Source organism: Fictibacillus phosphorivorans (assembly GCF_001629705.1).
Lineage (GTDB): Bacteria > Bacillota > Bacilli > Bacillales > Fictibacillaceae > Fictibacillus > Fictibacillus phosphorivorans_A.
The window spans coordinates 450,475-475,857 of the sequence record NZ_CP015378.1 but is presented as its reverse complement, the minus strand read 5'-3'; the positions used below and the strand labels follow the sequence as shown (position 1 = coordinate 475,857).

26 protein-coding genes and 1 pseudogene are annotated in these 25,383 nt (G+C 39.3%); 9 read left to right on the top strand and 18 right to left on the bottom strand.

The window, feature by feature from the left end; genetic code table 11:
• The first annotated feature begins 232 nt into the window (after positions 1–232).
• The 3 genes from ABE65_RS02500 to ABE65_RS21385 all read left to right on the top strand — a co-directional run bounded on the left by ABE65_RS02500 (position 233) and on the right by ABE65_RS21385 (position 1,512).
• Positions 233–799 (top strand): GNAT family N-acetyltransferase, encoded by a 567-nt coding sequence (locus ABE65_RS02500; protein ID WP_066391109.1) that lies wholly within the window; start codon positions 233–235, stop codon positions 797–799.
• A gap of 91 nt (positions 800–890) precedes the next feature.
• Entirely contained in the window at positions 891–1,028 is a 138-nt protein-coding gene (locus ABE65_RS21730; RefSeq protein ID WP_153238255.1) for a hypothetical protein, read from the top strand.
• Positions 1,029–1,347: 319 nt separating this feature from the next.
• A complete protein-coding gene (locus ABE65_RS21385; protein WP_082861253.1) occupies positions 1,348–1,512 on the top strand; it encodes a YfhD family protein in 165 nt (54 codons plus the stop codon).
• Between the two features lie 230 nt (positions 1,513–1,742).
• Here the strand turns inward: ABE65_RS21385 and ABE65_RS02495 are convergent, their stop codons facing one another.
• A complete protein-coding gene (locus ABE65_RS02495; protein ID WP_066391108.1) occupies positions 1,743–2,306 on the bottom strand; it encodes a sugar O-acetyltransferase in 564 nt (187 codons plus the stop codon).
• Between the two features lie 22 nt (positions 2,307–2,328).
• Positions 2,329–3,717, bottom strand: a complete 1,389-nt coding sequence (gene rlmD / locus ABE65_RS02490) for a 23S rRNA (uracil(1939)-C(5))-methyltransferase RlmD (RefSeq protein ID WP_066391107.1) — start codon at positions 3,715–3,717, stop codon at positions 2,329–2,331.
• A 249-nt stretch (positions 3,718–3,966) separates the two neighbouring features.
• Here rlmD and ABE65_RS02485 point away from each other — a divergent pair, with 249 nt between their 5' ends.
• Positions 3,967–6,399, top strand: a complete 2,433-nt coding sequence (locus tag ABE65_RS02485; protein ID WP_231887843.1) for a carbohydrate binding domain-containing protein — start codon at positions 3,967–3,969, stop codon at positions 6,397–6,399.
• Positions 6,400–6,510: 111 nt separating this feature from the next.
• Here ABE65_RS02485 and pdaA read toward each other — a convergent pair whose 3' ends face one another.
• The 3 genes from pdaA to ABE65_RS02465 all read right to left on the bottom strand — a co-directional run bounded on the left by pdaA (position 6,511) and on the right by ABE65_RS02465 (position 9,507).
• A complete protein-coding gene (gene pdaA / locus ABE65_RS02480) occupies positions 6,511–7,326 on the bottom strand; it encodes a delta-lactam-biosynthetic de-N-acetylase (protein ID WP_082861252.1) in 816 nt (271 codons plus the stop codon).
• A gap of 333 nt (positions 7,327–7,659) precedes the next feature.
• The gene (locus ABE65_RS02470) at positions 7,660–9,207 is read right to left on the bottom strand and encodes a fumarate hydratase (protein ID WP_066391100.1); all 1,548 of its coding nucleotides are present in this window, start codon (positions 9,205–9,207) and stop codon (positions 7,660–7,662) included.
• Between the two features lie 108 nt (positions 9,208–9,315).
• Positions 9,316–9,507 carry an SE1561 family protein gene (locus tag ABE65_RS02465; RefSeq protein ID WP_066243343.1) on the bottom strand — a complete coding sequence of 64 codons (192 nt, stop codon included), beginning with the start codon at positions 9,505–9,507 and terminating at the stop codon, positions 9,316–9,318.
• A 134-nt stretch (positions 9,508–9,641) separates the two neighbouring features.
• Between ABE65_RS02465 and yfkAB the strand changes: the two genes are divergently transcribed.
• Both yfkAB and ABE65_RS02455 read left to right on the top strand, forming a co-directional pair.
• Positions 9,642–10,760: a radical SAM/CxCxxxxC motif protein YfkAB gene (yfkAB, locus tag ABE65_RS02460; RefSeq protein ID WP_066391099.1), complete on the top strand. Its 1,119-nt coding sequence runs from the start codon at positions 9,642–9,644 to the stop codon at positions 10,758–10,760.
• 111 nt (positions 10,761–10,871) lie between these two features.
• Complete coding sequence (locus ABE65_RS02455) at positions 10,872–11,189, top strand: winged helix-turn-helix transcriptional regulator (protein ID WP_066243338.1); 318 nt, start codon at positions 10,872–10,874, stop codon at positions 11,187–11,189.
• Between the two features lie 253 nt (positions 11,190–11,442).
• On the opposite strand, the gene ABE65_RS02450 is transcribed toward ABE65_RS02455, so the two are convergent.
• Both ABE65_RS02450 and ABE65_RS02445 read right to left on the bottom strand, forming a co-directional pair.
• Complete coding sequence (locus tag ABE65_RS02450) at positions 11,443–12,288, bottom strand: YfkD famly protein (protein ID WP_082861251.1); 846 nt, start codon at positions 12,286–12,288, stop codon at positions 11,443–11,445.
• Positions 12,289–12,412: 124 nt separating this feature from the next.
• A pseudogene (locus ABE65_RS02445) lies at positions 12,413–12,795 on the bottom strand (OsmC family protein).
• Positions 12,796–12,885: 90 nt separating this feature from the next.
• Between ABE65_RS02445 and ABE65_RS02440 the strand changes: the two are divergent.
• Both ABE65_RS02440 and ABE65_RS02435 read left to right on the top strand, forming a co-directional pair.
• Entirely contained in the window at positions 12,886–14,064 is a 1,179-nt protein-coding gene (locus ABE65_RS02440) for an MFS transporter (RefSeq protein WP_066391098.1), read from the top strand.
• A 128-nt stretch (positions 14,065–14,192) separates the two neighbouring features.
• Positions 14,193–14,642: a TlpA disulfide reductase family protein gene (locus ABE65_RS02435; protein WP_066399668.1), complete on the top strand. Its 450-nt coding sequence runs from the start codon at positions 14,193–14,195 to the stop codon at positions 14,640–14,642.
• A gap of 68 nt (positions 14,643–14,710) precedes the next feature.
• Here the strand turns inward: ABE65_RS02435 and ABE65_RS02430 are convergent, their stop codons facing one another.
• On the bottom strand, positions 14,711–15,157 hold the full coding sequence (locus ABE65_RS02430) for a VanZ family protein (protein ID WP_066391096.1): 447 nt from the start codon (positions 15,155–15,157) through the stop codon (positions 14,711–14,713).
• A 377-nt stretch (positions 15,158–15,534) separates the two neighbouring features.
• Positions 15,535–16,410, bottom strand: coding sequence for a YihY/virulence factor BrkB family protein (locus tag ABE65_RS02425; protein ID WP_228116229.1), 876 nt, complete (start codon positions 16,408–16,410; stop codon positions 15,535–15,537).
• Positions 16,411–16,572: 162 nt separating this feature from the next.
• Between ABE65_RS02425 and ABE65_RS02420 the strand changes: the two genes are divergently transcribed.
• On the top strand, positions 16,573–16,827 hold the full coding sequence (locus tag ABE65_RS02420) for a GlsB/YeaQ/YmgE family stress response membrane protein (protein ID WP_066391095.1): 255 nt from the start codon (positions 16,573–16,575) through the stop codon (positions 16,825–16,827).
• A gap of 193 nt (positions 16,828–17,020) precedes the next feature.
• Here ABE65_RS02420 and ABE65_RS02415 read toward each other — a convergent pair whose 3' ends face one another.
• From ABE65_RS02415 to rsgA, 9 genes are all read right to left on the bottom strand, one after another.
• Positions 17,021–17,446, bottom strand: a complete 426-nt coding sequence (locus ABE65_RS02415; protein WP_066391094.1) for a GNAT family N-acetyltransferase — start codon at positions 17,444–17,446, stop codon at positions 17,021–17,023.
• A 16-nt stretch (positions 17,447–17,462) separates the two neighbouring features.
• On the bottom strand, positions 17,463–17,933 hold the full coding sequence (locus ABE65_RS02410; RefSeq protein ID WP_066391093.1) for a low molecular weight protein-tyrosine-phosphatase: 471 nt from the start codon (positions 17,931–17,933) through the stop codon (positions 17,463–17,465).
• Positions 17,934–18,364: 431 nt separating this feature from the next.
• Positions 18,365–19,072, bottom strand: coding sequence for an ABC transporter ATP-binding protein (locus tag ABE65_RS02400; protein WP_066391090.1), 708 nt, complete (start codon positions 19,070–19,072; stop codon positions 18,365–18,367).
• Positions 19,073–19,083: 11 nt separating this feature from the next.
• Entirely contained in the window at positions 19,084–19,860 is a 777-nt protein-coding gene (locus ABE65_RS02395; RefSeq protein WP_066391088.1) for an ABC transporter ATP-binding protein, read from the bottom strand.
• Positions 19,861–19,874: 14 nt separating this feature from the next.
• Positions 19,875–21,164 carry a branched-chain amino acid ABC transporter permease gene (locus tag ABE65_RS02390; protein WP_066391086.1) on the bottom strand — a complete coding sequence of 430 codons (1,290 nt, stop codon included), beginning with the start codon at positions 21,162–21,164 and terminating at the stop codon, positions 19,875–19,877.
• A 10-nt stretch (positions 21,165–21,174) separates the two neighbouring features.
• Positions 21,175–22,161 carry a branched-chain amino acid ABC transporter permease gene (locus ABE65_RS02385; RefSeq protein WP_066391085.1) on the bottom strand — a complete coding sequence of 329 codons (987 nt, stop codon included), beginning with the start codon at positions 22,159–22,161 and terminating at the stop codon, positions 21,175–21,177.
• A gap of 89 nt (positions 22,162–22,250) precedes the next feature.
• Positions 22,251–23,450 (bottom strand): branched-chain amino acid ABC transporter substrate-binding protein, encoded by a 1,200-nt coding sequence (locus ABE65_RS02380; protein WP_066391083.1) that lies wholly within the window; start codon positions 23,448–23,450, stop codon positions 22,251–22,253.
• 229 nt (positions 23,451–23,679) lie between these two features.
• Complete coding sequence (locus ABE65_RS02375; RefSeq protein WP_082861248.1) at positions 23,680–24,081, bottom strand: secondary thiamine-phosphate synthase enzyme YjbQ; 402 nt, start codon at positions 24,079–24,081, stop codon at positions 23,680–23,682.
• A gap of 135 nt (positions 24,082–24,216) precedes the next feature.
• Complete coding sequence (gene rsgA, locus ABE65_RS02370; RefSeq protein WP_066391082.1) at positions 24,217–25,278, bottom strand: ribosome small subunit-dependent GTPase A; 1,062 nt, start codon at positions 25,276–25,278, stop codon at positions 24,217–24,219.
• Positions 25,279–25,383: the final 105 nt, after the last annotated feature.

The window sequence follows — 25,383 nt, the reverse complement described above, 5'->3', positions numbered from 1 at the left end:
GTCTTATTATACAAATAGAGCAACATGCGGATTATGCGAATCCGGAACATTTTAAAAGTCGCTCCAGAATCAAATACAACATTATTTTCATAAATTAAATATTGAAGCAAGGGAAGGCAATTGGTGCGCCACCAGCTATGACTGGTCCTAGTGGGTTCGATTCCCACCCCGAATTAATTTTTATTCTTAATTCGAGGGTGGGGGATACTTCTGCCCTCTAGGAGGGATTAAATTGTTGAAAAAGCGTGATTTATCAGACAGTCATGTTCTTTACAATTTAATGGTGCACCCAGACGTCTTCCCTTTTGTGCGTCAAAAAGCGGCTTCATTTGAAGAATTTCTATTTCTAACGAAGCAAACGATCGAGGAAGAAGACCAAGGAAACATTATTTCCAGAACGATCTTGGATGAGTGGCATAATCCAATCGGCACCATTAATTTATTCGATGTCCAAGACGGCTATGGCTTTCTTGGCACCTGGATTGGTCAGCCTTACTTCGGAAAAGGATATAATTCTTTAGCAAAAGAAGCTTTCTTTTCTGAATTGTTTTATGAGAAAGATATCCACACCATTTTTATGCGTATTCGCAAAGTAAATATTCGTTCACAAAAAGCTGCTGAAAAAATTCCTTATGTGACGTTAGCTAACGAAACAAGAAAAGATGTTTATGATCAGCTTAATCAAGGGCAAGATATCTATAACCTTTATCAGATTGAGAAAGATAACTATCTTATGCACATGCTTCGTACACAAACACAGCCACTGGAAATTGTGGAAGAACAGCTAAAGGAAGCTTAATACAGGTAACTTGAAGAGCTCCTCTGCGCATACTAAAGAACATCACTCCATTTTGAGTGATGTTTTTATTTTTTTGTAAGGAGGTAACGTTATGGAAAGTAAAAAGCAACAAGCAAAAGAAAGAAATGATGATCTAACTAAAACACAAGAAATTCTGTATAAAGAGGAATTAAAGTCTGCTGAATCAACAGCAGAGACACAAGAGATGACAAACGAAGATAATTCCTAAAGAAATACTTTTTTGACTTTTTGTTATTCCCTTCATGAGCAAGTTGATTGAAGTGGAAGTGCGAGACTCCTACGGGACGAGCGGTCAGGTGGAGACTCCTATTGGCGCAAAGCGGCAGGAGGCTCACCGTACGCCCCGTGGAAAGCGAGCATCTGGAACGGAAATCAACTACTTTCATAGAGCACCAATGAAATCTAAAAGGATGATTCTTCCTATAATATTTAGCTGAAAAATGCACATTCTATAGTTGAGGACAAGTTCCTCAATCGCTTTTGATTTACGTTTCAAAACATCGTGATATCTTTAAGGAGGTATTTGTGTGGAAAAACGTAACCGAAAGTCCTCATTGCACAACAATGCTAAAGCTTCTCAAGCCAAAGGACTTGATGTCGAGTACTCAAGTGAATTGGCAGATCAAAACGATCTTGAAGCACAAGCACGTGCACAAGCCGCTGACCGACGCCAGAAAAAAGGTCGTCGCTAAGTGCAAAAAGACCTGCTGGGATAGCAGGTCTTTTTTTAATATAGAAATATAATGCGACACTTACCTTGTGGATAAAGTTATACACAAGTCTGTTAGTAATGTGGATAATTAAATCTGTAACGGATGTTATTATGTGCAACTTTGTGCAAAAAGTAGTGGTTATGCACATTTTCTGTGGAAAACCATGTGGATAGTGTGTATATTTCTGAATTTTTAAAGCTTTACATATATTATTTCATTTCAATCGTTTTTATTACTCTTGCTGGATTCCCTCCAACTACTACATTTGCCGGAACGTCTTTCGTCACTACCGCTCCAGAAGCAACTACCACATTATCTCCAATTCTAACACCTGGATTAATAATAGATCCTCCACCCAGCCATACGTTATTTCCGATCTCGATAGATTTTCCATACTCAGTCCCAGAATTTCTTTCTACAGGATCTAACGGATGAGTAGCTGTATAGATATGAACGCCTGGTGCTAACATGCAGTTATCACCGAACCGAACCTCACATACATCTAAAATGGTGCAGTCAAAGTTTGCATAAAAGTTTTCTCCAACATGTATATTATAGCCATAGTCACATTTGAAGTTAGGCTCTATTCCAACATTTTGACCGGTTGAACCGAATAATTGTTTGATCAAGGAACTCCGTTTATCCCATTCTTCTTCTGTTGTCGCGTTGTATTTTCTTGTCAGCTTTCTCGCCTGGATACGTTCCGTAACAAGCTGTTGATCATCCGCACGATACATTTCTCCATCGATCATCTTTTCTTTTTCCGTTTTCATGCAGCACCGTTCCTTTCACTAACTATTTAAGAACTAATGTACATACAGCTTCAACTTGTGATGTTTGCGGAAACATATCCACAGGAGTAATCTGTTCTACCTTATAACCATTACTTATTAACATGTGGACATCTTTCGCTAATGTTGAAGGGTTACAAGAAACGTACACCATTTTTTTAGGTTTTGTTTTTATTATCGTTTCTAAGAAAACAGGATCACACCCTGTTCTCGGTGGATCTACGACTACTACGTCAGGTTGCCAGCCTTCTTTTACCCATTTCGGGAGAAGTTTTTCAGCTTTTCCTGTCTCATAATAAGCGTTTTTAATTTGGTGTTTCTCAGCATTTTTTCTTGCATCCATGATGGATTCTTTAATGATGTCCATCCCTCTTACTTCTTCTGCACCATTCGCAAGCCACATGCCGATCGTACCCGAACCACAATAAGCATCAACAACCTTTTCTTTACCAGTCAGATTGGCCTGTCTTTTTACTTCGTTATATAAGTTTACAGTCTGCTCAGGATTCAACTGGAAAAACGCACGTGCTGACAGCTCAAAACGAAGATCTCCAAGATGTTCAGTAATCGTATCTTTTCCGAAAATACCCTCCGTCTGTTCACCGAATACAAGCGACGTTTTCTCTTCGTTTATGTTTTGAATAAAGGAAGTCACCTGAGGCAGTCTTTTCTTGATCTCTGCTACAAAAAGTTCTTTTTTCGGCAACTCATTCGTTGCAGTTACGATGACTAACTGAATTTCATCCGTACGGAAAGCTGTTCGAACTACGATGGTACGAATGCTTCCTGTTTGTTTTCTTTCGTCATAAACCGGTAGATTCAGATCTCTAATAATCTGTTTCACTTTATTCGTGACAATATTCGTATCCTCGTGTTGGACAAGGCAGTGATCGATGTTGATCAACTTATGTGAGTTGGAGCTATAAAGTCCTGCAATGACCGTATCATCGATCTTACCAACTTGAAATTGAGACTTATTGCGATATGCCCAAGGCTCGTCCATCCCAATTGTTTTTCTCACATTTAATTTATCTCTATGAATCTTTGTGTATCGCTCAAAAGCCTGCACAACAATATCACGCTTTTCTTTTAGTTGAGCAGGATAAGACATATGTTGAATCTGACATCCGCCGCATGTCTCATATATTGGACATGGTGGAGTCACTCGATCTTTGGACTTTTTAAATACTTTCTTTATCTTTGCTTCTGCTCGGTTCGGAAAAACTTTCGTAATGATAACCGACATTTCTTCACCAGGAATGGCTCCAGGAACAAAGACTACTTGTCGTTGATGAAATCCAATTCCTTCACCATTAATCCCTAACCTTTTAATTTCAAGCGGAATTGTCTCACCTATCTTCATAATAGGGTTGTTTTGTTTTGTATTTTTCATATTATTTTCACTCGTTTCTTAGCTAAAAGTGGCTTTCCTTATTGTAGACGAAACTTGCATGTTCTACCAACTTCAATTTCAATCCGAAAATTATTTTTAAAAAAAACAATACTAAAGTCAGATTGAATAGCTTTTTTAAATTTTCTATACTAATTTTAGCGAAAGCGCTTTCGTATCGTTCTTATATTTTTTCGAGTTTTCCGAAACCGCTTTCGATTCAGTATTAATAACAAAGGAGGAATTTGCTTAGTGAAAAAAATCTGTGCTTTAGCAGTCTCTGCTTTATTAATGATGCCAAGTGGGGTGATCGCCTCAGCAGAAGATGATGGAAATAAAGAAGTACAAAAAAAGAAAGAAAAAACAAAATGGTCTCTTACTTGGTCAGATGAATTTAACAAACCAACCATCGACCCCCGAAAATGGACCTATGACATTGGTAACTGGATAAAAGATGAAGAGGGAAATCTTATTACACCTGGTTGGGGCAACAATGAAAAACAATATTATACGAACTCTGAAGAGAACTCCTTTATACAAGATGGCAAACTAATTATTCGTGCAAAAAAAGAGAAAACAACGGATGATTCGGGTACCTATGATTATACGTCTGCCAAGTTAAAAACAAAGGGTTTATTTAGTCAAACATATGGCCGTTATGAAGTTCGAGCAAAATCACCTACAGGAAAAGGTTTGTGGCCAGCTGTTTGGATGTTACCTGAAAAAGACCGATATGGTGGATGGGCGGCATCAGGTGAAATAGACATCATGGAAGCTTGGGGAAGTAAACCAAATAAAGTGGCTGGCACCCTCCATTATGGGGAGACTTGGCCAAACAATCGTTATACAGGAAAAGAATATGAATTTCCTTTTAACGAGGGAATCAACACTTGGCACACATATGCGATCAAATGGGAACCTGGTGAAATCAGATGGTATGTAGACGGTGAACTTTATCAAACGCAAAATGAGTGGTATGCAAAGGGGCAAAATAATCCGATCAAATTTTCGTATCCAGCGCCATTTGATCAAAACTTTTATTTAATCATGAACCTCGCTGTTGGCGGCTGGTTTGATGGTGATCCCGATGAAACGACTACGTTCCCTCAACAGATGGAGATTGATTATGTTCGTGTGTATGAATTGAAAAACCGCGATTATCGAGATCCAGTTGAACCTACACCAAAGCCTGTTGAACTGCCTAAAGAAGCTAAACATCCTCTTGAAGACGGTAATCTTATTTATGACGGAAACTTTGAAAGACCTTTTACAGTTATCGATGAAAATGAATCGCCATTCGATCCGACCTACTGGAACCTTGTTACTCTTCCAGACTTTGGTGGTGAAGCTTCTGTAGAAAAAGAAATGATCGATAATAAGAATTTTGCAGTGATTACCCCACAAGTTCCTGGGTCATTTTCACATTCTGTACAAGCGATTCAGCTTCTTTCACTCGGAAAAAGCGGACGTTACAAAGTTAGCTTTGATGCAAAAGCAGCAGCTGATCGACAAATGTCTGTTAAAGTAGGCGGTGGCGCAGAACGCGGTTGGAGCAAATACTCAAATGAAGAAACGATTAAATTAAATAATACACTTAAAACCCACTCCTTTACTTTCGATATGCTCGCCGATACAGATCTTGCCGCTCGATTAGAATTTAACCTAGGTAACAATGGAAGTATCCCGGTTTGGATTGGGAACGTACGTGTTGAAGAAGTCACAAATGAACCGATTAATGAGTCTGCGACTAAACCCCCACTTCCGGATGGTAATCACATCTACAATGGAACATTTGATCAAGGTGCGATGGATCGATTAACGTTTTGGAACTTTGTTTCAAAACACAAAAAGGATTCAGCAGTTGTTAACGAAAAAACGCGTGAATTTCATGCCATTTTAAAAGGACATTCTTCAAAAACAGCAGATAAATATCTGGTTCAAAAAGGTATCCAGTTGATCAAAGGGAATGATTACCTTCTATCCTTTAAAGGGAAAGCTGATCGAGCTAGATCTATTGAGGTTGGTGTGTTAGATGAAAGCGGCAAAAAGTTCTATGTAGCACCAGCAAAAGTAAACCTTAACAAAACGAATGATGCGCACGAGTTAAAATTTACGTATGAAGGAGAAACGTCAGATTATAACAGCCAATTCATTTTTTATTTAGGCGGCCATTCTGCTGATGTTTACTTAGACGACATTACTTTACAGAAACTAACCAATATTCCCGATTACAACGATGTCGATATGAAACCATTAAAAAATGGAGATTTCCTTTCCGGCCTTTCATTTTGGACACCCTATATTCATTACGATGCAAATGCTGAGATCGTGAGTGAAGAAGGTAAAGCCAAGATCAGCATCGATTCTGAAGGAAATGAGCCTTGGAGTGTTCTTTTAGAACAAGGTAATTTAAAGTTAGTCGAAGGATTGAATTACGAACTACGTTTTTCGATATCCTCACAGATTGCTCGCAACATAGAGGTAACGTTAGAGAACTCACAGTACAAACGTTATTTTGCTGAGAGCGTTGAAATTGGGAATGAAGACACCACCTATACGTTCCAAATTACTCCTACTGAAACAGATACGTTGTCATTAAAGTTTCTTCTTGGAAAAAGTTCAGGATCGCCACTGGGCAAACATGAGATTTACCTAGATGACGTACAACTAAATGTAATAAAATAAATGTTTAAAACGCTTAAACCACTTTCTAGGAAAAGAGGTTTAAGCGTCTTTTTGTTTTATGCTTTTTAGCCCAAAAAAGAAACACCTTCGCAAAGTATGCAAAAGTGTTTTTTAAGATTTAAACAATAATGGAGTGGGTACAGATTTTTTTAGCTGTAAGTCGTCTAAGCTTTTAAATGTATAGCCTCTCTTTTGAAGAGCTTCTATCGTGCGTTCGAGTGCATCTGCATTGTCTTTAGAAACCGTATGCAACAGCATAATGCTACCTGGGTGGATCTGCTTCATGATCTGGTTGTATGAATATTGCCAACCACGCTGTTTGTTGGTTTCCCAATCTAGAAAGGCAAGTGACCAGAACACATGTGTATACCCTTCTTGTTTAGCCAGCATAATCGTTCTTTCGCTAAACACTCCTCGTGGAGGTCTAATATAGTTCATATCTGTTCTTCCGGTTATTTCCGTGTATCTGAGCTTTACTTTTTCAAGCTCGTTTTTCAAACGTGCATCAGACACTTGGGTAAGATCTGGATGGTAGTAGGAGTGATTCCCTACAATGTGCCCTTCGTCAGCCATTCGTTTTATTAGGTGAGGGTGAGTCTTCATAAATTGTCCGGTTACAAAAAAGGCTGCAGGTACTTTCTTTCTCTTCAACACATCCAAAACATTGTCGGTATAACCGTTCTCGTACCCGTTATCAAAGGTTAAATAGATATCTTTTTTTCCTGGGTCTCCAATAAAAAGGCTATCGTATTTATGGACAAGCTCCATGTACCTTGCATCTGTAATAGGAGGCTTCTCTTCCCCTTTTTTCTCAAAGTACCATTCCAGTCTTTGATTGGATACGCCTCTTTGAGCATAAATAACATGTGATTGTGTAAAAAATATGATTGAAACCAATATTAGGCACAGGAGCCGATTGATTCTCATTAAACTTCCTCCTTCAAGCGACAACCTATACCTTTATTTTGTAGTAAATGCAGAAAACCATGCTAGGGATATAAAGGAAACGAATGTACTTGGTGAAAACAATGTCCGATTGCGATGGAAATTTAAAGTTTTTAAGATGAATCCTAAAGTTTGCTGCTTCAATCCACAACTTTTGATGCCCAATCCAAAAGTTTGCTCCTTCAATCCAAAAGTTTTTGCGATTTATCCACGAGTCTACATGGATAGACACTTTTCGACACTCTTTATTCATCTCACGCTGTAAAAAGCAAAAAACCACAGTTCCATATCAGAACTGTGGCTCCCACATTCATTTTATTTAAATACAGGATCTTTAAACTGCTCTAGCTTTTGTAAAGATGACTTCTCCACATGCTCATGCAGACTGTTTCCGTGTGAATCCATCGTAACAACTGCTGTAAAGCCATTGACTCGAATGTGCCACATCGCTTCTGGAACACCGAATTCCATCAGGTCGACACCTTCAACTTTTTCCATACATTCAGCGTAATATTGTGCAGCACCGCCAATAGCATTCAAATAAACACCGCCATGTTCTTTAAGAGCTGCTAATGTTTTTGGACCCATTCCACCTTTACCAATAACCGCGCGGATTCCAAACTTCTTCATGATGTCGCCTTGGTAAGGTTCCTCACGAATACTTGTTGTTGGTCCTGCCGCTTTAACGACCCAATTTCCTTCAGCGTCTTTTGCCATTACTGGTCCGCAGTGATAGATGATCTGACCGTTCAGATCGATTGGAGCCGGATTATCCATTAAATGCTTATGAATAGCATCTCGACCTGTATGCATCATACCGTTGATCGTCACAACATCTCCAACTTTCAACTCACGGATCTGTTCTTCCGTAATAGGAGCTTCGAGTGTAACACTTCTCGTCTTTTCTTCTTGCTGTTCAACTGCGGCTGCTGCTTCCTCTTCAGCTTTAGTGAAGTCTACTTCTTCGCCTTCTGTATACAACCAATCTTGAATTTCTCCCGTTTCAGCGTTCAGTTTCACACCTAAACGACGGTATGCCCAGCAGTTATAAGCTACTGATACAAAGAAACTCGCTGGAATACGATTGATCACACCAACTTTACAGCCGAGTAATGTCGTTTCGCCACCGAAGCCCATCGTACCAATCCCAAGCTTATTCGCGTTCTCCATCACATACTCTTCAAGTTTACGAAGATTATCGTTCGGATTAACGTCATCTACTGAACGGAATAGCATTTCTTTCGCTAGCTCGTATCCTGATGTACGGTCTCCCCCAATTCCAACACCGATAAAACCGGCACTGCAGCCTTGACCTTGAGCTTGATACACCGAATGCATGATACATTTACGGATCCCGTCTAGATCACGTCCCGCACGTCCTAAGCCTTCTAATTCAGCAGGAAGACTATATTGAATGTTCTTATTCTCACATCCGCCGCCTTTTAAGATCAGACGAGCATCGATGTAATCTTCTTCCCATTGTTCGAACTTAATAACAGGCGTTCCGTCTCCTAAGTTGTCCCCACTGTTGTCTCCAGTAATTGAATCAACGGAGTTCGGACGAAGCTTCGTATCTTTTGTTGCATCCGCAATCGCTTGACGAATCGCTTTTTTCATCTTAATCTGGTTCGCTCCTACAGGAACTTTGATCTTAAAAGTAGGAAGTCCTGTATCCTGACAGATTGGTGAAACATTTTCATCAGCCTTTAAAATATTATCCGTAATCGTATCTAAAGACATCGCAGCACGTGTTCCGGCGTTTTCCTTTAGCTTAGCTGCAAGAATGGCACGGCGAACGTCTTTTGGCAATTTCGTTGATGTTTCTACAATCAGCTTGTACATGCTTTCTTGAAATTTCTCCATCTCTTCACTACCCCTTTATGACTTGCTATTGTAAGCGTAATCAAAATTATTAATGAGTTCATTATAACAAAAAAAACCGCTTCTTTAATAAAGAAACGGTTTTCGAGCTTATTTTTCTTCCCAATCGTGACGGAACTGTTTACACTTTTCTTCTAAGTCATCCAGCATTCCGATGATTCGGTCGATCTCTTCAATTCCTGCTGTTTCAGCATCTATAGAATCTAAAACATCAACTAATAAGTCAATACGATTTTTAATATATTCTTTTTGAGAGGATTTATCCTGAATAGAGTTACCCATGTTGATCTCTCCTTTCCATCCCTTCTACTTTAACAAGGTCAACCGATTTTGCCAACAGAATATTATCCTTTTTCTTTAATGTGGCTTCGGTTAAGATAGATACTGTCCATTTATGGTCGCAAAGGAGATGTATGATGGTGTTAAAAACCGAATTAAAAGCGATAACCCCAAAGAATGATCCGTGGGAAGCTTACTTAGATATGAGTGAAAATAATAAACTTCAGCTATCCAATATAGAGATAACGACAACCACATTGTGCAATATGCGTTGTGCGCACTGTGCTGTCGGATACACTCTTCAAACAAAAGACCCTGAGCCTCTTCCACTTGAACTTGTTATCCAACGACTCGATGAAATTCCTCAATTAAGAGCTTTCAGTATTACTGGCGGTGAGCCGATGCTTTCCTTAAAATCAGTAAATAATTACGTTGTGCCACTATTAAAATACGCAAGAGAACGTGGTGCACGTACTCAGATTAACTCAAATTTAACTTTAGATTTAGCACGCTACGAAAAAATTATTCCGTATTTAGATGTGCTTCATATCTCCCATAACTGGGGAACGGTGGAGGAGTTTTCTGATACTGGTTTTGCGATGATGGAAAAGAAGCCTTCTGTTGAACAACGCGAAGCTTACTTTACCCGCTTAGTTGAAAACGCACAAGCTTTAACAAAAGCTGGTGTGATGGTATCTGCTGAAACGATGTTAAATAAGAAGACGTTGCCCTACTTGGAAGAGATACATAAACATGTTCTGGAGATGGGCTGTCAGCGTCACGAGATTCATCCGATGTATCCGAGTGATTTTGCTAGCACATTGGAAACCATCTCATTAGAAGAAATGCGTGAAAGTATTCACCACCTTCTGGATATTCGAGATAAAAAAACGTGGATGCTTTTTGGGACTCTCCCTTTCTATGCTTGCTCTCAAAACGAAGAGGATTTGAGATTGATCAGAAGACTTCAAGCAGAAGAAAATGTTACAGTGCGTAATGACCCTGATGGAAGATCACGATTAAATATCAATTTATTTGATGGCAATATTATCGTGACAGACTTTGGAGATGCTCCTGCTCTTGGAAATATAAAACACACAAGCTTACCTGATGCTTATGAAGCATGGAACCAATCAGTGCTTGCAAAAGAATTAAACTGTCATTGCCCTGCTGTTCAATGTTTAGGACCGAACGTACTTGTAAAACATTCTTACTATAAAGAAGTAGATTTTAAAAATAATACCTCGAAGCTTTAAAGCGTTAAAAAGTTATAAACTTTACAAAAGTAAGTTTAAACCGTATAATAGAAGGCAAATATAGACTGTAGAAAAAGCATCGTTTTTTCATATAGATTGAGGTGAAGGATAATGGATTATAGCACGATGTGTCCGAAGTACGAGGTAGCCATGGATATTATCGGTAAAAAATGGACAGGACTCATCATTCGCGTTTTGATGGATGGCCCTAAGCGGTTCAAAGACATCAAATCCCAGATTCCCGAAATGAGTGATCGCATGCTTACGGAACGGATGAAGGAATTGGAGTCTGTGGGAATTGTGAAGCGTAACGTTTACCCAGAGACACCTGTGCGAATTGAGTATTCACTGACGGATAAAGGTAATTCTTTAAAAACAATCATTAATGCCATTCAAGACTGGAGCGAACAATGGGTGGACCATTGTTAAGCTACTCTATGTAAAAGGAGACATCTTCTGTATGTCTCTTTTTTTTTGCATTCTTCCTTGAATTTGATTGGAGTGAAAGGTGCGAGACTCCTGGGGGATCAGCGGGACAGGTGAGACTCTTAACAGCGCAGAGCGCTAAGAGGCTCACCGCACGCCCCCCGGAAAGCGAGCATCCTGTAACGGAAATCAACCATTCGAGGACGTCATAGGTTAAACAAAAAGAAAGGACAGCTGATTAAGGAGCTGTCCTTTTTTACATATTGCTTGTATGAAAACTGAAAGATACGTGGTCTTGAACGGGAATCCAAGCACCAATTCCTTGCTGTGTAACATTTTGAATCACGATTTCTCTTTTACCGCCTTTTAATACGATATACACTTCTCCGTAAGTGACTCGTCCTCTTTCATTAACGGCCGGCACATAACTATCTAAATATCCCACTTGTTTTGGTGATACATGGTACACGTTCGATTTCTTTGTACCTGCCCCAACAGCTGTCTGAAAAGATAAAGGTAGCTTTGACTTTTCTGCTGCTGTGATGAGCATCATCTTCTGAACAGCTTCACTATTTGGAATTGACGCTGTAAGACCACCACTTACTTTTTTATGAGCTGTTTGATTATAAGACAGTTTCGCAACGGCTTTTGCACCTCTGTTGTCTAAACGGTTCGTATTGATTTGTTGATGTTCCCAGTTCACAGTCGTCTCAGTTGATTGATAAGACAATGGCCACTGACCTAGGTAGATTTTTGCGCGGTACCAAAAAGCTACTTTCGATCCATTTATCGTTGACTCATTTAATAAACGAATTAAATCTGGATTTGTAATTGGCACGTCCGATGTTTTGAGCATAGTTTTCGCAAGCTTACTCGGTTCTAAGTACGGAAGATCTTGAGCAGAGTTAGGATACGTGTTCTCTTTTGATATGCTAAGAACCGAACTCGGTATTTTAATTTCTGCTTTTGGAGCAGCTTTTTCTATTTTTTCTGCTTGTTTTTGTTTTTGTTCTGGCTGTTGCTTTGTTTTCTCAGCTGCTAATGCTGTATTGGATAACACAAAAAGCATGACAAATAACATAATAAAAATTCTCTTTTTCATAACATCCTCCTTTCCCCTATTTTTTTCTAACCGATAAAATTTATCCATGTTCCCTGCTTTGATCTCTCCGGATTTTGTTGGAAAATAAAAAACCCTGATTCTATAAAGAATCAGGGCACTAAATTTAACGTTGGATTTCAAAGCTTTCGGTGATGTTTATACTGTCTTTGACAGACTGAACCATCGAACAGTTTTTTCGAGTTACGTTTAATGCTTTCTCGACCTTTTCTTCTGATAATTCTTTTCCTTTGATCAAAAAGTGAAGGTGAATGTCCGATACTCGTTTTCCTCTTTTTCTACTCTGTTGATCTTTGCTGAAACAGTGATGTCATCATATTGCATTCTCATACGCTCTAATACTTTTCGAAGAACTCCACCGCTGCATACAGCTATAGAAGAAACGAGAAGTTGAAATGGCCGAAAACCATACTCAGCATTTCCGCTTATATCAAGCCTTCCATACTCTACATCCGTTTCAAATCCATTTGCAGTCATTTTAAATTCCAAAATTACACCCTCCTCATCCTAAACTTCCACTCAACTTTTTATGATTTACATTGTACAATGGTTTTAGTTTGTTTTGAAAAGGAGATGCTCATGCAGCTTTCTACGTATAAATTCTCAGTTCTAGTCAGCATTGTTTTTATATCAGGTTTTGCTCAAGGTATGCTGCTTCCCTTAATTGCAGTCATCTTTGAGCAGGACGGTACATCTGCTTCATTAAACGGATTCCATGCGACAGCTCTATATATAGGTATCTTGATCGCTTCTCCGTTTATAGAGAAGCCTCTTAGAAAACTTGGTTATAAACCACTCATTTTAGCAGGACTTTTAGCGGTTGTACTCTGTTTTGCTATGTTTCCTGTTTGGAAAGTATTTTGGTTTTGGTTTGTATTAAGACTATTGATCGGTATTGGAGATCATATGTTGCATTTCTCTACTCAAACTTGGATTACGACAAGTAGCCCTGAAAAAAAGAGAGGGAGAAACATTTCTATATACGGGATTGCATTTGGAGCAGGATTTGGAATCGGACCCCTTATGACAAAAATGCTAGAAGTTAACGAAAACCTACCTTTTTGGCTTGCGGCCAGTCTTTGTTTTCTTTCTTTTCTTCTAATGACCACGATAAGAAACGAAAGACCTGAAACAGAGTCTGCTCGAACTTCTGGTGTAACAGCTTTCGAGCGCTATAAAGATGTGTTGAAATTAGCATGGGTATCTTTATTACCACCCTTTGGTTACGGGTTTCTAGAAGCAACTCTTCATGGTTCTTTTCCCGTATTTGCACTACGTAATGGAATCAGCTTAGATTGGGTAGCTGTTCTACTGCCTGCTTTCGTATTAGGTAGTCTAGTCTTCCAGTTGCCACTCGGTATTCTCAGCGATAGATGGGGAAGAAAACCCATCTTAATCTTTTCATTCGTTTCTGGTTTCTTCTCGTTCTTAGCAACTTACTGGAGCATGAACAACTTTTGGCTTCTGATCAGTCTGTTCTTTATATCCGGAATGTTTGTTGGATCGATGTTCTCTCTAGGCATCGCGTATATGAGTGACCTGCTTCCTAAATACCATCTTCCTGCAGGAAATATTTTAGCAGGTATCAGCTTTAGCATTGGAAGCATGTCTGGTCCTATCATCGGAGGAAGTTTCATCAGCTGGTTTGATGGCGGTGCTTTTGTTTTCGCGATCTGTGGCATGCTATTCTTACTCTGTTTACCGATACTTTTTATTAAAAATAATAATAAGATATCCATAAAATCCAAAACAGCTTAGAAATAAATTTTTTCTTTTTACACCATATTAGTAAAGTAAAGCAGGATTTTTGACTTTAGTGGTTCAACCTTTAAACTAGACATTAGATAACTTAACTATCTTCAAAACAAGGAGTAGATATTTTTATGATGAGATTACGTTCGGATATGCCAGAACTTAATGGTGCTACACAATGGATCAATGGAGAAGTTTCAAAAAGTGATTTGATCGGTAATAAACCAACACTTATTCACTTTTGGTCTGTAAGCTGTGGACTATGTAAAGATGCAATGCCTAACATTAATCAATTTCGTGATGATTATAAAGACGAACTGAACGTGATTGCGGTTCATATGCCACGTTCAGAAAAAGATCTGGATATCGATCAAATTAAAGAAGTGGCAGCAGAACACGATATTACACAGCCAATCTTTGTGGACAACGACCATACATTAACTGACGCGTTTGAAAACGAGTATGTGCCTGCATATTACGTTTTTGATGCTGAAGGTAAGCTTCGTCACTACCAAGCAGGTGGAGATGGTATGAAAATGCTGACAAAGCGTGTTAACCGTGTACTAGGAAAAGAAACAAAGTAAGCATACAAAAACCGGACAGCTACTATCGCTGTCCGGTTTATTTATTTTGTTGCTTATATATACAACTCTTATTTTAATAATCGTTCGATCCATCGGAAGAGCATCGCTAAAAACTTATATAAGAAAAGTCCGAGCATCGCTCCCATACCATTAAGGAAGATATCATCAATATCAAAGATTCGTTTGAAATACTCATATTGAAGAACTTCAATAATAAAGCTTGTCCCAAAACCAAAAATGAAAATAAAACGCCAAGAATTAAACACTCGGTAAATTAAAGGCAGCAACAAACCAAATGGTACAAACAAGAGCACATTCCCGATAATGTTCTTCAGAATCAGCCAATCATCCTCACTTCTCCACATTAGCCTTATGCTGTCAAACAACACGAGATTTGCTGATCTTCCATATACATATTCATTAAATGAAAAAAGAGTGGCTTTAATTAAGACTGCCATATACACGATAAAAACAAGTGTACCTAAAATACTAAAAATGAATCTAACTTTTTTCATACTGCCTTTTCTCCTGCCTTTTAAAGAAATTCCCATAAGTGCCTTTTTAGTGTAACATGCAAAGCTCTTAAGGAGATACAGGTAAAAGACACAAACTTTTCTCCGTCACCTATACACATTTCGCAGTATTCATTCAAAACATGTACTTCTTCTGTACTTTTTTCACTGCCAGTTCTAAACAAACAAAAAAGCCGTCCTGCTAAGAGGACAGCTTCATACTTGTTCGTTTTCGATTAATGAAAGTCATTCTTTTTGTTAGAGGACTTACTCGTTTTGTGCTGACTATCATTTTTGTTGTTCTTATTGTTGTGGGTCTGCTTGTTGCTTTTTCCCATATCAATAATACCTCCTTAACGACAAGGTATGTATAGTTTTTCCTAGGATTCAGCCTTTAACAAGCCCCTTTTCTTGGCAAAATCAATCTTAAACTTATGAAATGTCGCATTTAGGACGCCACCAGATAATAAGACGATACCCGTGAGGTAAAACCAAAGCATGAGAACAATAATCGCTCCAATGCTTCCGTAAGTGGCAGAATAATTACCAAAATGATCAACATAAAAGGCGAAACCGAATGAAACGATCTGCCAAAAGAATGTGGCAACAAGTGAACCGTACCAGATCTCACTATATTTGAGCTTTTTACATGGAGCCAAATAATAAAGAACAGATACAACTGTCGCGATGATAAGGAAGCTAATCAACCACCGTAATACTCCCCAAATCTGAAGGAACTCATCACTTAATCCTAAATAGGAAAAGGCTGCGTTTCCAAGCATCTTACCGAATACAGGGAAAACGAGTGCTACAACAAAAGCGAAAATAACACCAAACGTTAAGAAAATGGCCAATAACCTTGTTTTTATGAAGCTTCGGCATTCTTCAACGCCATATGCTTCATTTAAAGTCTTGATTACAGCATTGATCGCATTAGAAGCTGACCATATCGTAGCCAGAATACCGATTGATAAGAGGCCACCACTTCTTCCTTCTAATACAGCAAGTAAATTTTCTCGAACAGAATCCATCGCTTCTGATGGAACGAAGTGCTCTAACAGATCCAGTGCTTCTTTAGGTTCTATAAAAAAGGCGCCAAGCGTTAATAAGAAGATAAGAAAAGGGAACAGCGAAAGCAGAAAATAATAAGCAAGCTGTGCTGCAAGTCCTGTTACATCTCCTCTTTGAAAACCATGCATGAATTCAATACCAAATGCTTTGGCTTTCATATGTTTGAGTATATGCCATAATGTCAAAGTTCCTCTCACCCCTTACTTATTTTTATACATTTCCCTTTATCTTTCCCCTTCCTTAGGGTGATAAAAACTTTTTTCAGGATAAGTTTATAATTTTTTATAATGGGTAACTTAAGAATAATTCCATATTACAACACACAAAAATAAAAGGAGGAATTTTACATGAGTTTATTATGGGCACTTATAATTGGAGGAATCATCGGTTGGTTAGCAGGTCTTTTAACAGGACGTGACGTACCAGGCGGAATCATTGGTAACATCATCGCAGGTTTTGTTGGTGCATGGTTAGGTGGATTATTATTAGGTGATTGGGGACCAATGGTAGCAGGATTTGCAATCGTTCCAGCTATTATCGGTGCAGTTGTAGTAGTACTTATCGTAAGCTGGATCATGCGCAGTATGCGTAGCCGTGCTTAATAAGATTTACTAAAACATAACCTTTTCAAAAAGAAAAGCTGGCTAAGGTCGATCATGATATGATCTTCCTTGGCCAGCTTTTTGCTTTGCTACAATAATTATATAATGCATCAAGATTGCATACAGTTTCTTGTTCGCTTTATTGAGATGATACCCAAGATTGATGCTCGGCTACGATTAACAATCCATTAAACTAAAACCTTTTTTTAAACACATAGCTCGGCATCTCATAATTCATCTTTTCTTTATAGAACCGATGGGCATCTACGCGGTTCACATTCGAACTTAACGCAACACAGTTACAGTTATTCTGAAGTGCAAAAGATTCCAAAAATGCTAGAAGTTCCTCACCATATCCTTTAGATCTTGCGTTAGAATCTGTGATTAGATCGTACAAGTAAACATGTTTACCATCATAAAGATTGGTCAAAATCGCAAAACCAGCCACAGCCACAATTTGTCCTTCATGAACATTGGCAAATAACGTATAGCCTTCTTTCTCCATCTGTAAAAAAAGTTCATAAAAAAGGTCTTCTGATAGATGCGTACGAAGCTGGTTCATAACCGGAAAAGCTTCACGCACTTCTTGTTCCGTTGATAATTGACGAATCTCACCCATCACATATCCTCCTGTGTTATAACGACTCTCTATTCTTTATTTCGATCAATAACCTCTCACACCCAGCTGTAACAAGGTCATACACTTCATGAAAATTACCTGTGAAATACGGGTCCGGAACATCCTCATTATCATCTTCAGGTACAAAGTCCATCAGCCTTGCAATCACACCTGTTTTCGTCTGACCTGCCATCCTATGCATGTTACCGATATTCTCAGCATCCATCCCGATGATATAATCGTAATCTGTTAAGTCTTTTGTTTTAACTTGGCGCGCTTTCTGACCTTCATAGGAAATCCGATTCTCTTTCAAGATATTCCTCGTTCCTTCATGAGGCGGTTCGCCTACATGCCAGTTTCCCGTTCCAGCAGAATCAATAGAAATTTTCTCAGATAGACCTTCTCGATTTACGAGATCTCGAAAAATCGCCTCCGCCATAGGAGATCGACATATGTTTCCTAAGCATACAAAGAGTACTTTAATCATGAATCATACCCCTTTCTTCTTCCTTTTAAAGGTATAACAATTTCATCCAATAATAAAGAGGAAATAGACACAAAAAGAAAACCGAGCTCCTAATAAACCCGGTTTCATTTGTTCTGTAAACTATCCTGTTAAATGTCAGAAATAACTTTTTTAGTATGCAGTCTTTAATAAGCTGAACACCCCGCGGAAAGCATGCATCATGAACGATATACATCAGAATTCTTACAATTATAGTTTGATGCTTTTCGGTATCTTGGTTCTCTTCCCTGACAAGTTGACTGGAGTAGAAGGTGCGAGACTCCTGCAGGACAGGTGGGCAGGTGAGACACTTAAGAGTGAAACGTACAAATGTGGCTCACCGCCTGCCCCGCGGAAAGCGAGCACCTGGAACGCAAATCAACTACTTACTTAAGCAACAAAGAATACGAAGGTTAAGCCAGATAAGCCTCTCGAACGGACTCATTTGTAATGAGCTCATTCCCTTGTCCAGCCATCACAATTTCTCCAGTCTGCAGGACATAGCCTCGATTTGCGATCTGAAGGGCCTGAAACGCGTTTTGTTCAACGAGAAGAATCGTCATTCCTTCTTTATTGAGATCACTAATAATATCAAAAATTTGTTCTACGATAACAGGAGCTAATCCCATTGAAGGTTCATCTAGCAACAAGAGACGCGGCTTAGACATAAGGGCGCGACCCATAGCAAGCATCTGCTGCTCACCGCCACTCATCGTACCTCCTTTTTGAGTCAAGCGTTCTCTTAACCTTGGAAAATAGTCGAAAACCTGTTCCATACGTTCCTTGATGACCTTTTTATCCTTTACGATAAAAGCACCCATCTCTAAGTTTTCTTTTACCGTTAGTCTAGGGAAAATCCTTCTTCCTTCAGGAACATGTGCAATACCCGTTTGAGCAGTAATATGGGCAGGCTGCTTCGAGATGTCTTTTCCTTCGTAGATAACAGAACCTGTTTTCGGCAGAACCTGTCCACTGATCGTTTTTAAAGTTGTTGATTTCCCTGCACCGTTCGATCCGATTAATGTAACGATTTCCCCTTTTTCTACAGAAATACTAATACCTTTTAGCGCATGGATACCACCGTAATATGTGTTAATATCGTTTAATTGTAGAATACTCATCGTTCTCCTCCTTACGCTGGTGTTACGGCACTTTTTCCAAGATAAGCTTCAATCACTTTTACATTATTACGGATTTCAGCAGGCTTTCCTTCAGCGATCTTTTCGCCATGATCCAATACAAAAATCTGTTCAGATATCTCCATGACTAGCTTCATATCATGTTCGATCAAAACGATCGTTACATCCAAGTCCTCTCTCATTCGATGGATAAACTCGGTTAATTCGCGTGTTTCTCTCGGATTCATCCCAGCTGCTGGTTCATCTAGCAGCAAGAGTTTAGGTTTTGTAGCCAGTGCACGCGCGATCTCAAGCCTTCGTTGAGCTCCATATGATAGATTCTGAGCATCTTCGTTTAGATGCTTTGCAAGGCCGACATATTCAAGCCAGTGGTAGGCTTCTTCTTTCGCCAGCTGTTCTTCTTCTCTTACTTTTTTTGTTTGAAACAAAGTGCCTACGATTCCCGCTTTCAACTGTTTATGCAAACCTACCATTACATTCTCAAGAACGGTAATGTTTGAAAAAAGACGTATGTTCTGGAACGTACGAGCAATTCCGTGTCGGGAAATCTCATGTGGCTTCAACCCTACTAAAGAACTTGATCCAAGTTGCACATTTCCATTGTCCGGCTGGTATACCCCTGTGATCAGGTTAAAAAAGGTAGTCTTGCCTGCTCCGTTCGGTCCGATTACAGCTGTTATTGAACCTTTTTCCACTGTCATATCTACTGAATTTACGGCAACAAGTCCGCCAAACTGTTTAGTAAGATTACTAACTGTTAAAATCGACATCTCTATACCGCCTCCTATGCCTGAAACCCTTTGTCAGGTTCAACCGTAATCTGTTCTTTTCTGTGCTTTTTAGATCCCTCTTTAAGAGATTCTTCATCAAACACAGGATTTTTAGATGGAATCAACCCTTGAGGGCGATAGATGGCAAATATGATTAAAATCGCGCCAAAGATAAATCGTTGCATTTTTGCTGGAGCGAGTGCTTCTGGAAAGCTGATCACACCATCCAGACTCAATTGATTCAAGTAATTTGTTACCTCTGTCAGTACTTGTAGATTTAAAATGGTAATCACCGCTGCACCAAGGATTACACCTGGTACACTGCCCATGCCTCCTAAAATAACCATTACTAGAATGGTGATAGACTCTAGCAATGTGAAACTCGTAGGGTCAACGAATGTTTGTTTCGCTGCAAAGACAACCCCCATCATTCCTGAAAAAGAAGCCCCGATGGCAAATGCTAAAAGCTTCGTACGCACAAGGTGGATACCCATCGATTGTGCAGCAATCTCGTTTTCTCTAACCGCTTTCCAAGACCGGCCTATTTTTGAGAACTCAAATCTTCTAACAGCCAGAATGACAAGAAACAAGATAGCAAGAACAATAAAATAGAATTGATTCGGATAGACAAACTGATAACCGAAGATCTCTGGAGGTTTAACAGACGCTAGCCCCATTGCTCCATTGGTAATATTCACCGGCTTATCAAGGTTATTAAATACAATCCTAATGATCTCACCGAAACCAAGCGTAACGATCGCTAAGTAGTCTCCTTTTACACGAAGTACAGGGATACCTAATAAGACACCAAAAAGTGCAGCTACAAAGCATCCGATTAAAATAAAGATCCAAAAGCTCTCACCCGATAAAGGGAACGTTCCGAACGGCATAAAGTTAGCTGCTTGACCTGTTGCAAAGATCCCATACGTATATGCTCCGATCGCAAAGAAAGCAACGAACCCGAGGTCTAGTAAACCAGCTAAACCAACAACAATATTTAGCCCCAATGCCATCGCTACATAGATACCAACAACTGTAGCGACTTCCATGTAAGATTGATAACCTGGTCCAGTGCTTGATACAAAAGGTATTACACCGATAAGGACGACACCTGCGATCAACCATTTTAGACGGTCTGGCAACTCTGTATAGTACAGAAGCAATAATGAGAACAACAGCAACAGAAAAGCTGTTACAGATGCTTGAGCAAGATATAGGCTCAACGAGGTAATCAGTACATAAAGGACGAGCAGAATAATTTGGGCCAGCTTGTTGCCTTTTAGTTTACTTGTCAGCTTATTCATCGCTCTTCACCTACACTTTCTCAGTAACTGCTTTGCCAAACAGTCCTTCTGGTTTGAAAATTAATACGACGATTAGAATGGCGAACGCAAATACGTCTTTATACTCTGCGCCAAAGATACCACCCGTTAATAGCTGGAGATTAGCAGCTGCAAACATTTCTAGAATCCCTAACATGAGTCCACCTGCCATAGCACCACGAATATTTCCGATGCCTCCAAGAACAGCAGCCGTAAATGCTTTTAATCCTAGAATAAAACCAATATACGGATCGATTGTTCCGTATTGCACAGCAAACAGTACACCCGTTGCACCACCTAGAGCTGATCCGATGAAAAAGGTCAACGAGATGACTCTGTTCACATTGATCGACATGAGCGATGCTGTTTCACGATCTTGAGCTACTGCTCTCATCGCCATACCCCACTTCGTTTTATTAACGAAGAAATCCAGTCCGATCATCATGATCACAACCGCAATAATTAAAATCAATGTAGAGGTTTTAAAGAATGCATCACTGAACGAAGAGGAGATGCTAGAAAATTTAATAGAAAATTGCTCATTAAACATGGATGGACCTGTTAAGATATAATTTCCTCTTTTGTATTCCGTTATAAAACGAACGAGATCTTGCAGCAAGAACGAAACACCGATCGCTGAGATCAACGTGATTAGCTTTGGGGAGTTTCGGAGCGGCCTGTATGCCATACGCTCTATTCCAACACCCATGAATCCCGTTAAGATCGATGTAACCACCAAAACAAGAATTAAAGCAAGAATGGCAGGCATCGCCGCCAACCAGCCCATTCCTGTCATCAGAATCAGCATGGCAACTCCAATAAAAGCTCCTGTCATAAAAATTTCACCATGGGCGAAATTAATGAGCTCTAGTATTCCATAAACCATCGTATAACCAAGTGCTATAACTGCGTATATCGCACCTAGAGCAATTCCATCTACGAGTACTTGAGGCAGACTTTGTAAAATTTCAGCTAACATAAATATTCCTCTCTTTCACGTCTGGGGAGTATGTAAAAAAGAAGAGGGATATGGCCGTTGGGGTCATTCCCTCTCTTGTAAACATAAGTTTACTTACTGATTTCGCCTTCTTGTACGCCTGGATATTTAGCTTCACTGAACTTGTAGATGTAAACTTTTGCAAACTTGTTGTCACCGATATCATCGAAACCGACTTTCGTTACAACACCTTGGAAGTCTTGTATCTTACGGATTTCTTCTGCTACTTTTTCACGTGCCGGAAGATCTCCGTCACTTCCTTCGATCGCAGCCTCAAGTCCTTTTAATAGTACGCTCATAGAATCATAGCCGTATGCTGAATAAGACTCTACGTTTTTGTTAAACTTCTCTTTGTATTTAGAAGAGAAATCTTTACCTTCTGTTGATTTGCTCGCATCAGCTGCTACAGAAGTATAATAAACGTCTTTTACAGAATCGCCAGCGATCTCAACTAGAGTAGAGGAGTCCATTCCATCTCCGCCCATGAATGGAATCTTAATTCCTTTGTCACGAGCTTGTCTGATCAACTGACCACCTTCTGTGTATAATCCACCAAAGAACACTAGATCAGGTTTCTTTGATAACACTTGTGTAAGTACACCGTTAAAGTCTTTCTCACCAACGGTAATTCCTTCGTAACCAAGAATTTCTGCTCCAGCATCCTCAGCTGCCTTTTTAAACGCATCAGCTAAACCTGTTCCGTATGCTGTTTTATCTTGGATAACAAAAATTTTCTTAGCTCCTAATTTATTGATCGCAAAGTCTGCACCAGCAGGACCTTGGAAATCATCACGTGCTACGATACGGTTCACTGTTTTAAGTCCACGATCCGTTACCTCTGTCGCAGTATTTGCTGGAGAAACCATCGGCACTTTATATTTTTCATAAACTTCAGATGACGGGATGGATACGCCTGAATTTAAGTGACCCACTACTCCAAGGATTGATTTATCCGATCCAATAAGCTGTGCATTTGCTACACCTTTTTTAGGATCTGCTTGATCATCATAAGGCTGGAGCTGAAGCTTGTACCCTAAGTCTTCAAACTTCTTCTTGTTTTCTTCCAACGCCAGTTGCGCGCCAAGCTTAATAGATTCACCAAGAGTTGCACTACCACCCGACAAAGGAGTTTGCGTTGCGATCTTGATTACCTTTCCGCTTCCTCCCCCACCATTGCTTCCTTCTGAACTGCCAGAAGAATTACAACCTGCCAAAAGTCCTAGTGATAACGCAGAAACCGCTAATACTTTTAACCCTCTCTTAATCCCCACCTAAAATCCCCCTTGTTTGAATATTATGATAATTTCCACTATTTAAAAAAATAGTACATGAAGATAAGGGATTAGACAACTAAATTTTTGGAAAAATAGAATTTTTATGTTAAATTTAAAAGTTTTCCCTATTATTCAACATATTTCTTTATGGTTCGCCTACCTAGAACTTTAGTAGGAAATAAAAAAAGACTCACTGACTTTCACAGTGAATCTTTTATAAGTACTTTTATTTGTTCAAAATTTTCACGTGATATTTTCGAGTTCGCGGACCATCAAACTCACAAAAATATACACCTTGCCAAGTCCCTAAGAGAAGCTTACCGTTCTGAATAAACACCACTTGTGAAGAACCAACAGTACTTGCCTTAAGATGTGAAGCAGAATTTCCTTCAGCATGACGATACTTTTGGTGTTCCCATGGATATACCTCGTCCAATCGCATAAGCATATCATGAACAACATCTGGATCAGCATTCTCGTTAATCGTTATTCCTGCTGTCGTATGCGGACAGTATATGTACATCACACCATCGTTTACACGCTGTTCTTCCAGATAAGCCTCTAATGTACTCGTAATCTCATACATCTCATCTCTTTGATGCGTCTGTATCGTAAATACTTGTGCCAATCTTATCCCTCCTCATTCTTCTTATTTTGATGGTTCCCTATGAAAATCCTTTTTAATACTTAAAGTTAGCCAATTAAGATTTCATTAGCCCAAAAAGAGAGAAATGGTCATAAGACCATTTCTCTTCTATTTCATTTATTTACGATGAACGCGTGTACGGTCACCAGCGAGTTTTTTCCATTTTGCTCTTTCAGCATTCGCTAATCTCTGATCTTCTTTACGGGCGAAATATGCTAACTCACGCTGAAGTTTTACATAACTGTTATAGCGTTCTTCCTTCAGTTCACCTGTTTCAATCGCTTCCTGCACCTTGCACCCTGGTTCGTTTTGATGGGTACAATCTCTAAAACGACATAGCTCTGCATACCCTTCAACATCTTGAAAACTTTGCCCTAAGCTATTATCGCCTTCCCACAATTGAAGCTCTCTCATTCCTGGAGTATCGATTAAAATTCCACCACGGTCAAGAACAAGAAGTTCACGATGAGTAGTCGTATGCTTTCCTTTTCCATCTTCTTCGCGAATAACATTCGTTTTCAATACCTCTGCCCCAAAAAGTTTATTTGCCAGTGTTGATTTTCCAACACCAGAAGAACCTAATAGAGCAACCGTTTCACCTTCTGAAATATAGGCCGCTAGATCATCAAGACCCAAACCTGTTTCTGCACTAACTGCAAATGTAGGAACTCCAAACGCAATAGTTTCCACTTCATCTAAGAACTTTTGAACATCATCACAAAGATCTGCTTTGCTTAGAACAATAACTGGAGTCGCGCCGCTCTCCCAAGCCATTAACAAATAACGCTCTAGTCTGCGAAGGTTGAAGTCTTGATTTAGAGCATTTACTAAAAAGACCGTATCTACGTTTGTCGCGACAATTTGTTCATCTGTTGTTAAGCCGGCTGCTTTTCGAGAAAACTTACTTTTTCGCGGCAGGATTCCGTGGACGTAAGCTTTTCCTTCTTGTGGAATAGCTTGAACCGCTACCCAATCTCCAACTGCCGGGAAATCATGACGTCCTGTTGCATGAAAGCGAATCTTTCCTGTAATTTCACCTAATAATTCACCTTGCTCCGTTAGAACACTATAAAGTCCTTTATGTTCTACACTAATTCTTCCTGGAACAAGATTTTGATTTTCATATATTTTAAACGATTCTTCAAATGTTTGATTCCAACCTAGTGATTTTAAATTCAATGTAATACCCTCCGAATAAATGTTGTCATTTTATAAAAGTCTTTTTTCCGCAAAAGTCTGTTGCTTTTGGAAGTGTCGATTTCCGTTCCAGGTGCTCGCTTTCCA

Bases quoted from the DNA above. Each gene is read 5' to 3' on its own strand.
- ABE65_RS21730 (WP_153238255.1), top strand. From the start codon at position 891: ATGGAAAGTAAAAAGCAACAAGCAAAAGAAAGAAATGATGATCTAACT.
- ABE65_RS02495 (WP_066391108.1), bottom strand. From the start codon at position 2,306: ATGAAAACGGAAAAAGAAAAGATGATCGATGGAGAAATGTATCGTGCG.
- rlmD (WP_066391107.1), bottom strand. From the start codon at position 3,717: ATGAAAAATACAAAACAAAACAACCCTATTATGAAGATAGGTGAGACA.
- pdaA (WP_082861252.1), bottom strand. From the start codon at position 7,326: ATGAGAATCAATCGGCTCCTGTGCCTAATATTGGTTTCAATCATATTT.
- ABE65_RS02470 (WP_066391100.1), bottom strand. From the start codon at position 9,207: ATGGAGAAATTTCAAGAAAGCATGTACAAGCTGATTGTAGAAACATCA.
- ABE65_RS02465 (WP_066243343.1), bottom strand. From the start codon at position 9,507: ATGGGTAACTCTATTCAGGATAAATCCTCTCAAAAAGAATATATTAAA.
- yfkAB (WP_066391099.1), top strand. From the start codon at position 9,642: ATGGTGTTAAAAACCGAATTAAAAGCGATAACCCCAAAGAATGATCCG.
- ABE65_RS02455 (WP_066243338.1), top strand. From the start codon at position 10,872: ATGGATTATAGCACGATGTGTCCGAAGTACGAGGTAGCCATGGATATT.
- ABE65_RS02450 (WP_082861251.1), bottom strand. From the start codon at position 12,288: ATGAAAAAGAGAATTTTTATTATGTTATTTGTCATGCTTTTTGTGTTA.
- ABE65_RS02440 (WP_066391098.1), top strand. From the start codon at position 12,886: ATGCAGCTTTCTACGTATAAATTCTCAGTTCTAGTCAGCATTGTTTTT.
- ABE65_RS02435 (WP_066399668.1), top strand. From the start codon at position 14,193: ATGAGATTACGTTCGGATATGCCAGAACTTAATGGTGCTACACAATGG.
- ABE65_RS02430 (WP_066391096.1), bottom strand. From the start codon at position 15,157: ATGAAAAAAGTTAGATTCATTTTTAGTATTTTAGGTACACTTGTTTTT.
- ABE65_RS02420 (WP_066391095.1), top strand. From the start codon at position 16,573: ATGAGTTTATTATGGGCACTTATAATTGGAGGAATCATCGGTTGGTTA.
- ABE65_RS02415 (WP_066391094.1), bottom strand. From the start codon at position 17,446: ATGGGTGAGATTCGTCAATTATCAACGGAACAAGAAGTGCGTGAAGCT.
- ABE65_RS02410 (WP_066391093.1), bottom strand. From the start codon at position 17,933: ATGATTAAAGTACTCTTTGTATGCTTAGGAAACATATGTCGATCTCCT.
- ABE65_RS02400 (WP_066391090.1), bottom strand. From the start codon at position 19,072: ATGAGTATTCTACAATTAAACGATATTAACACATATTACGGTGGTATC.
- ABE65_RS02395 (WP_066391088.1), bottom strand. From the start codon at position 19,860: ATGTCGATTTTAACAGTTAGTAATCTTACTAAACAGTTTGGCGGACTT.
- ABE65_RS02390 (WP_066391086.1), bottom strand. From the start codon at position 21,164: ATGAATAAGCTGACAAGTAAACTAAAAGGCAACAAGCTGGCCCAAATT.
- ABE65_RS02385 (WP_066391085.1), bottom strand. From the start codon at position 22,161: ATGTTAGCTGAAATTTTACAAAGTCTGCCTCAAGTACTCGTAGATGGA.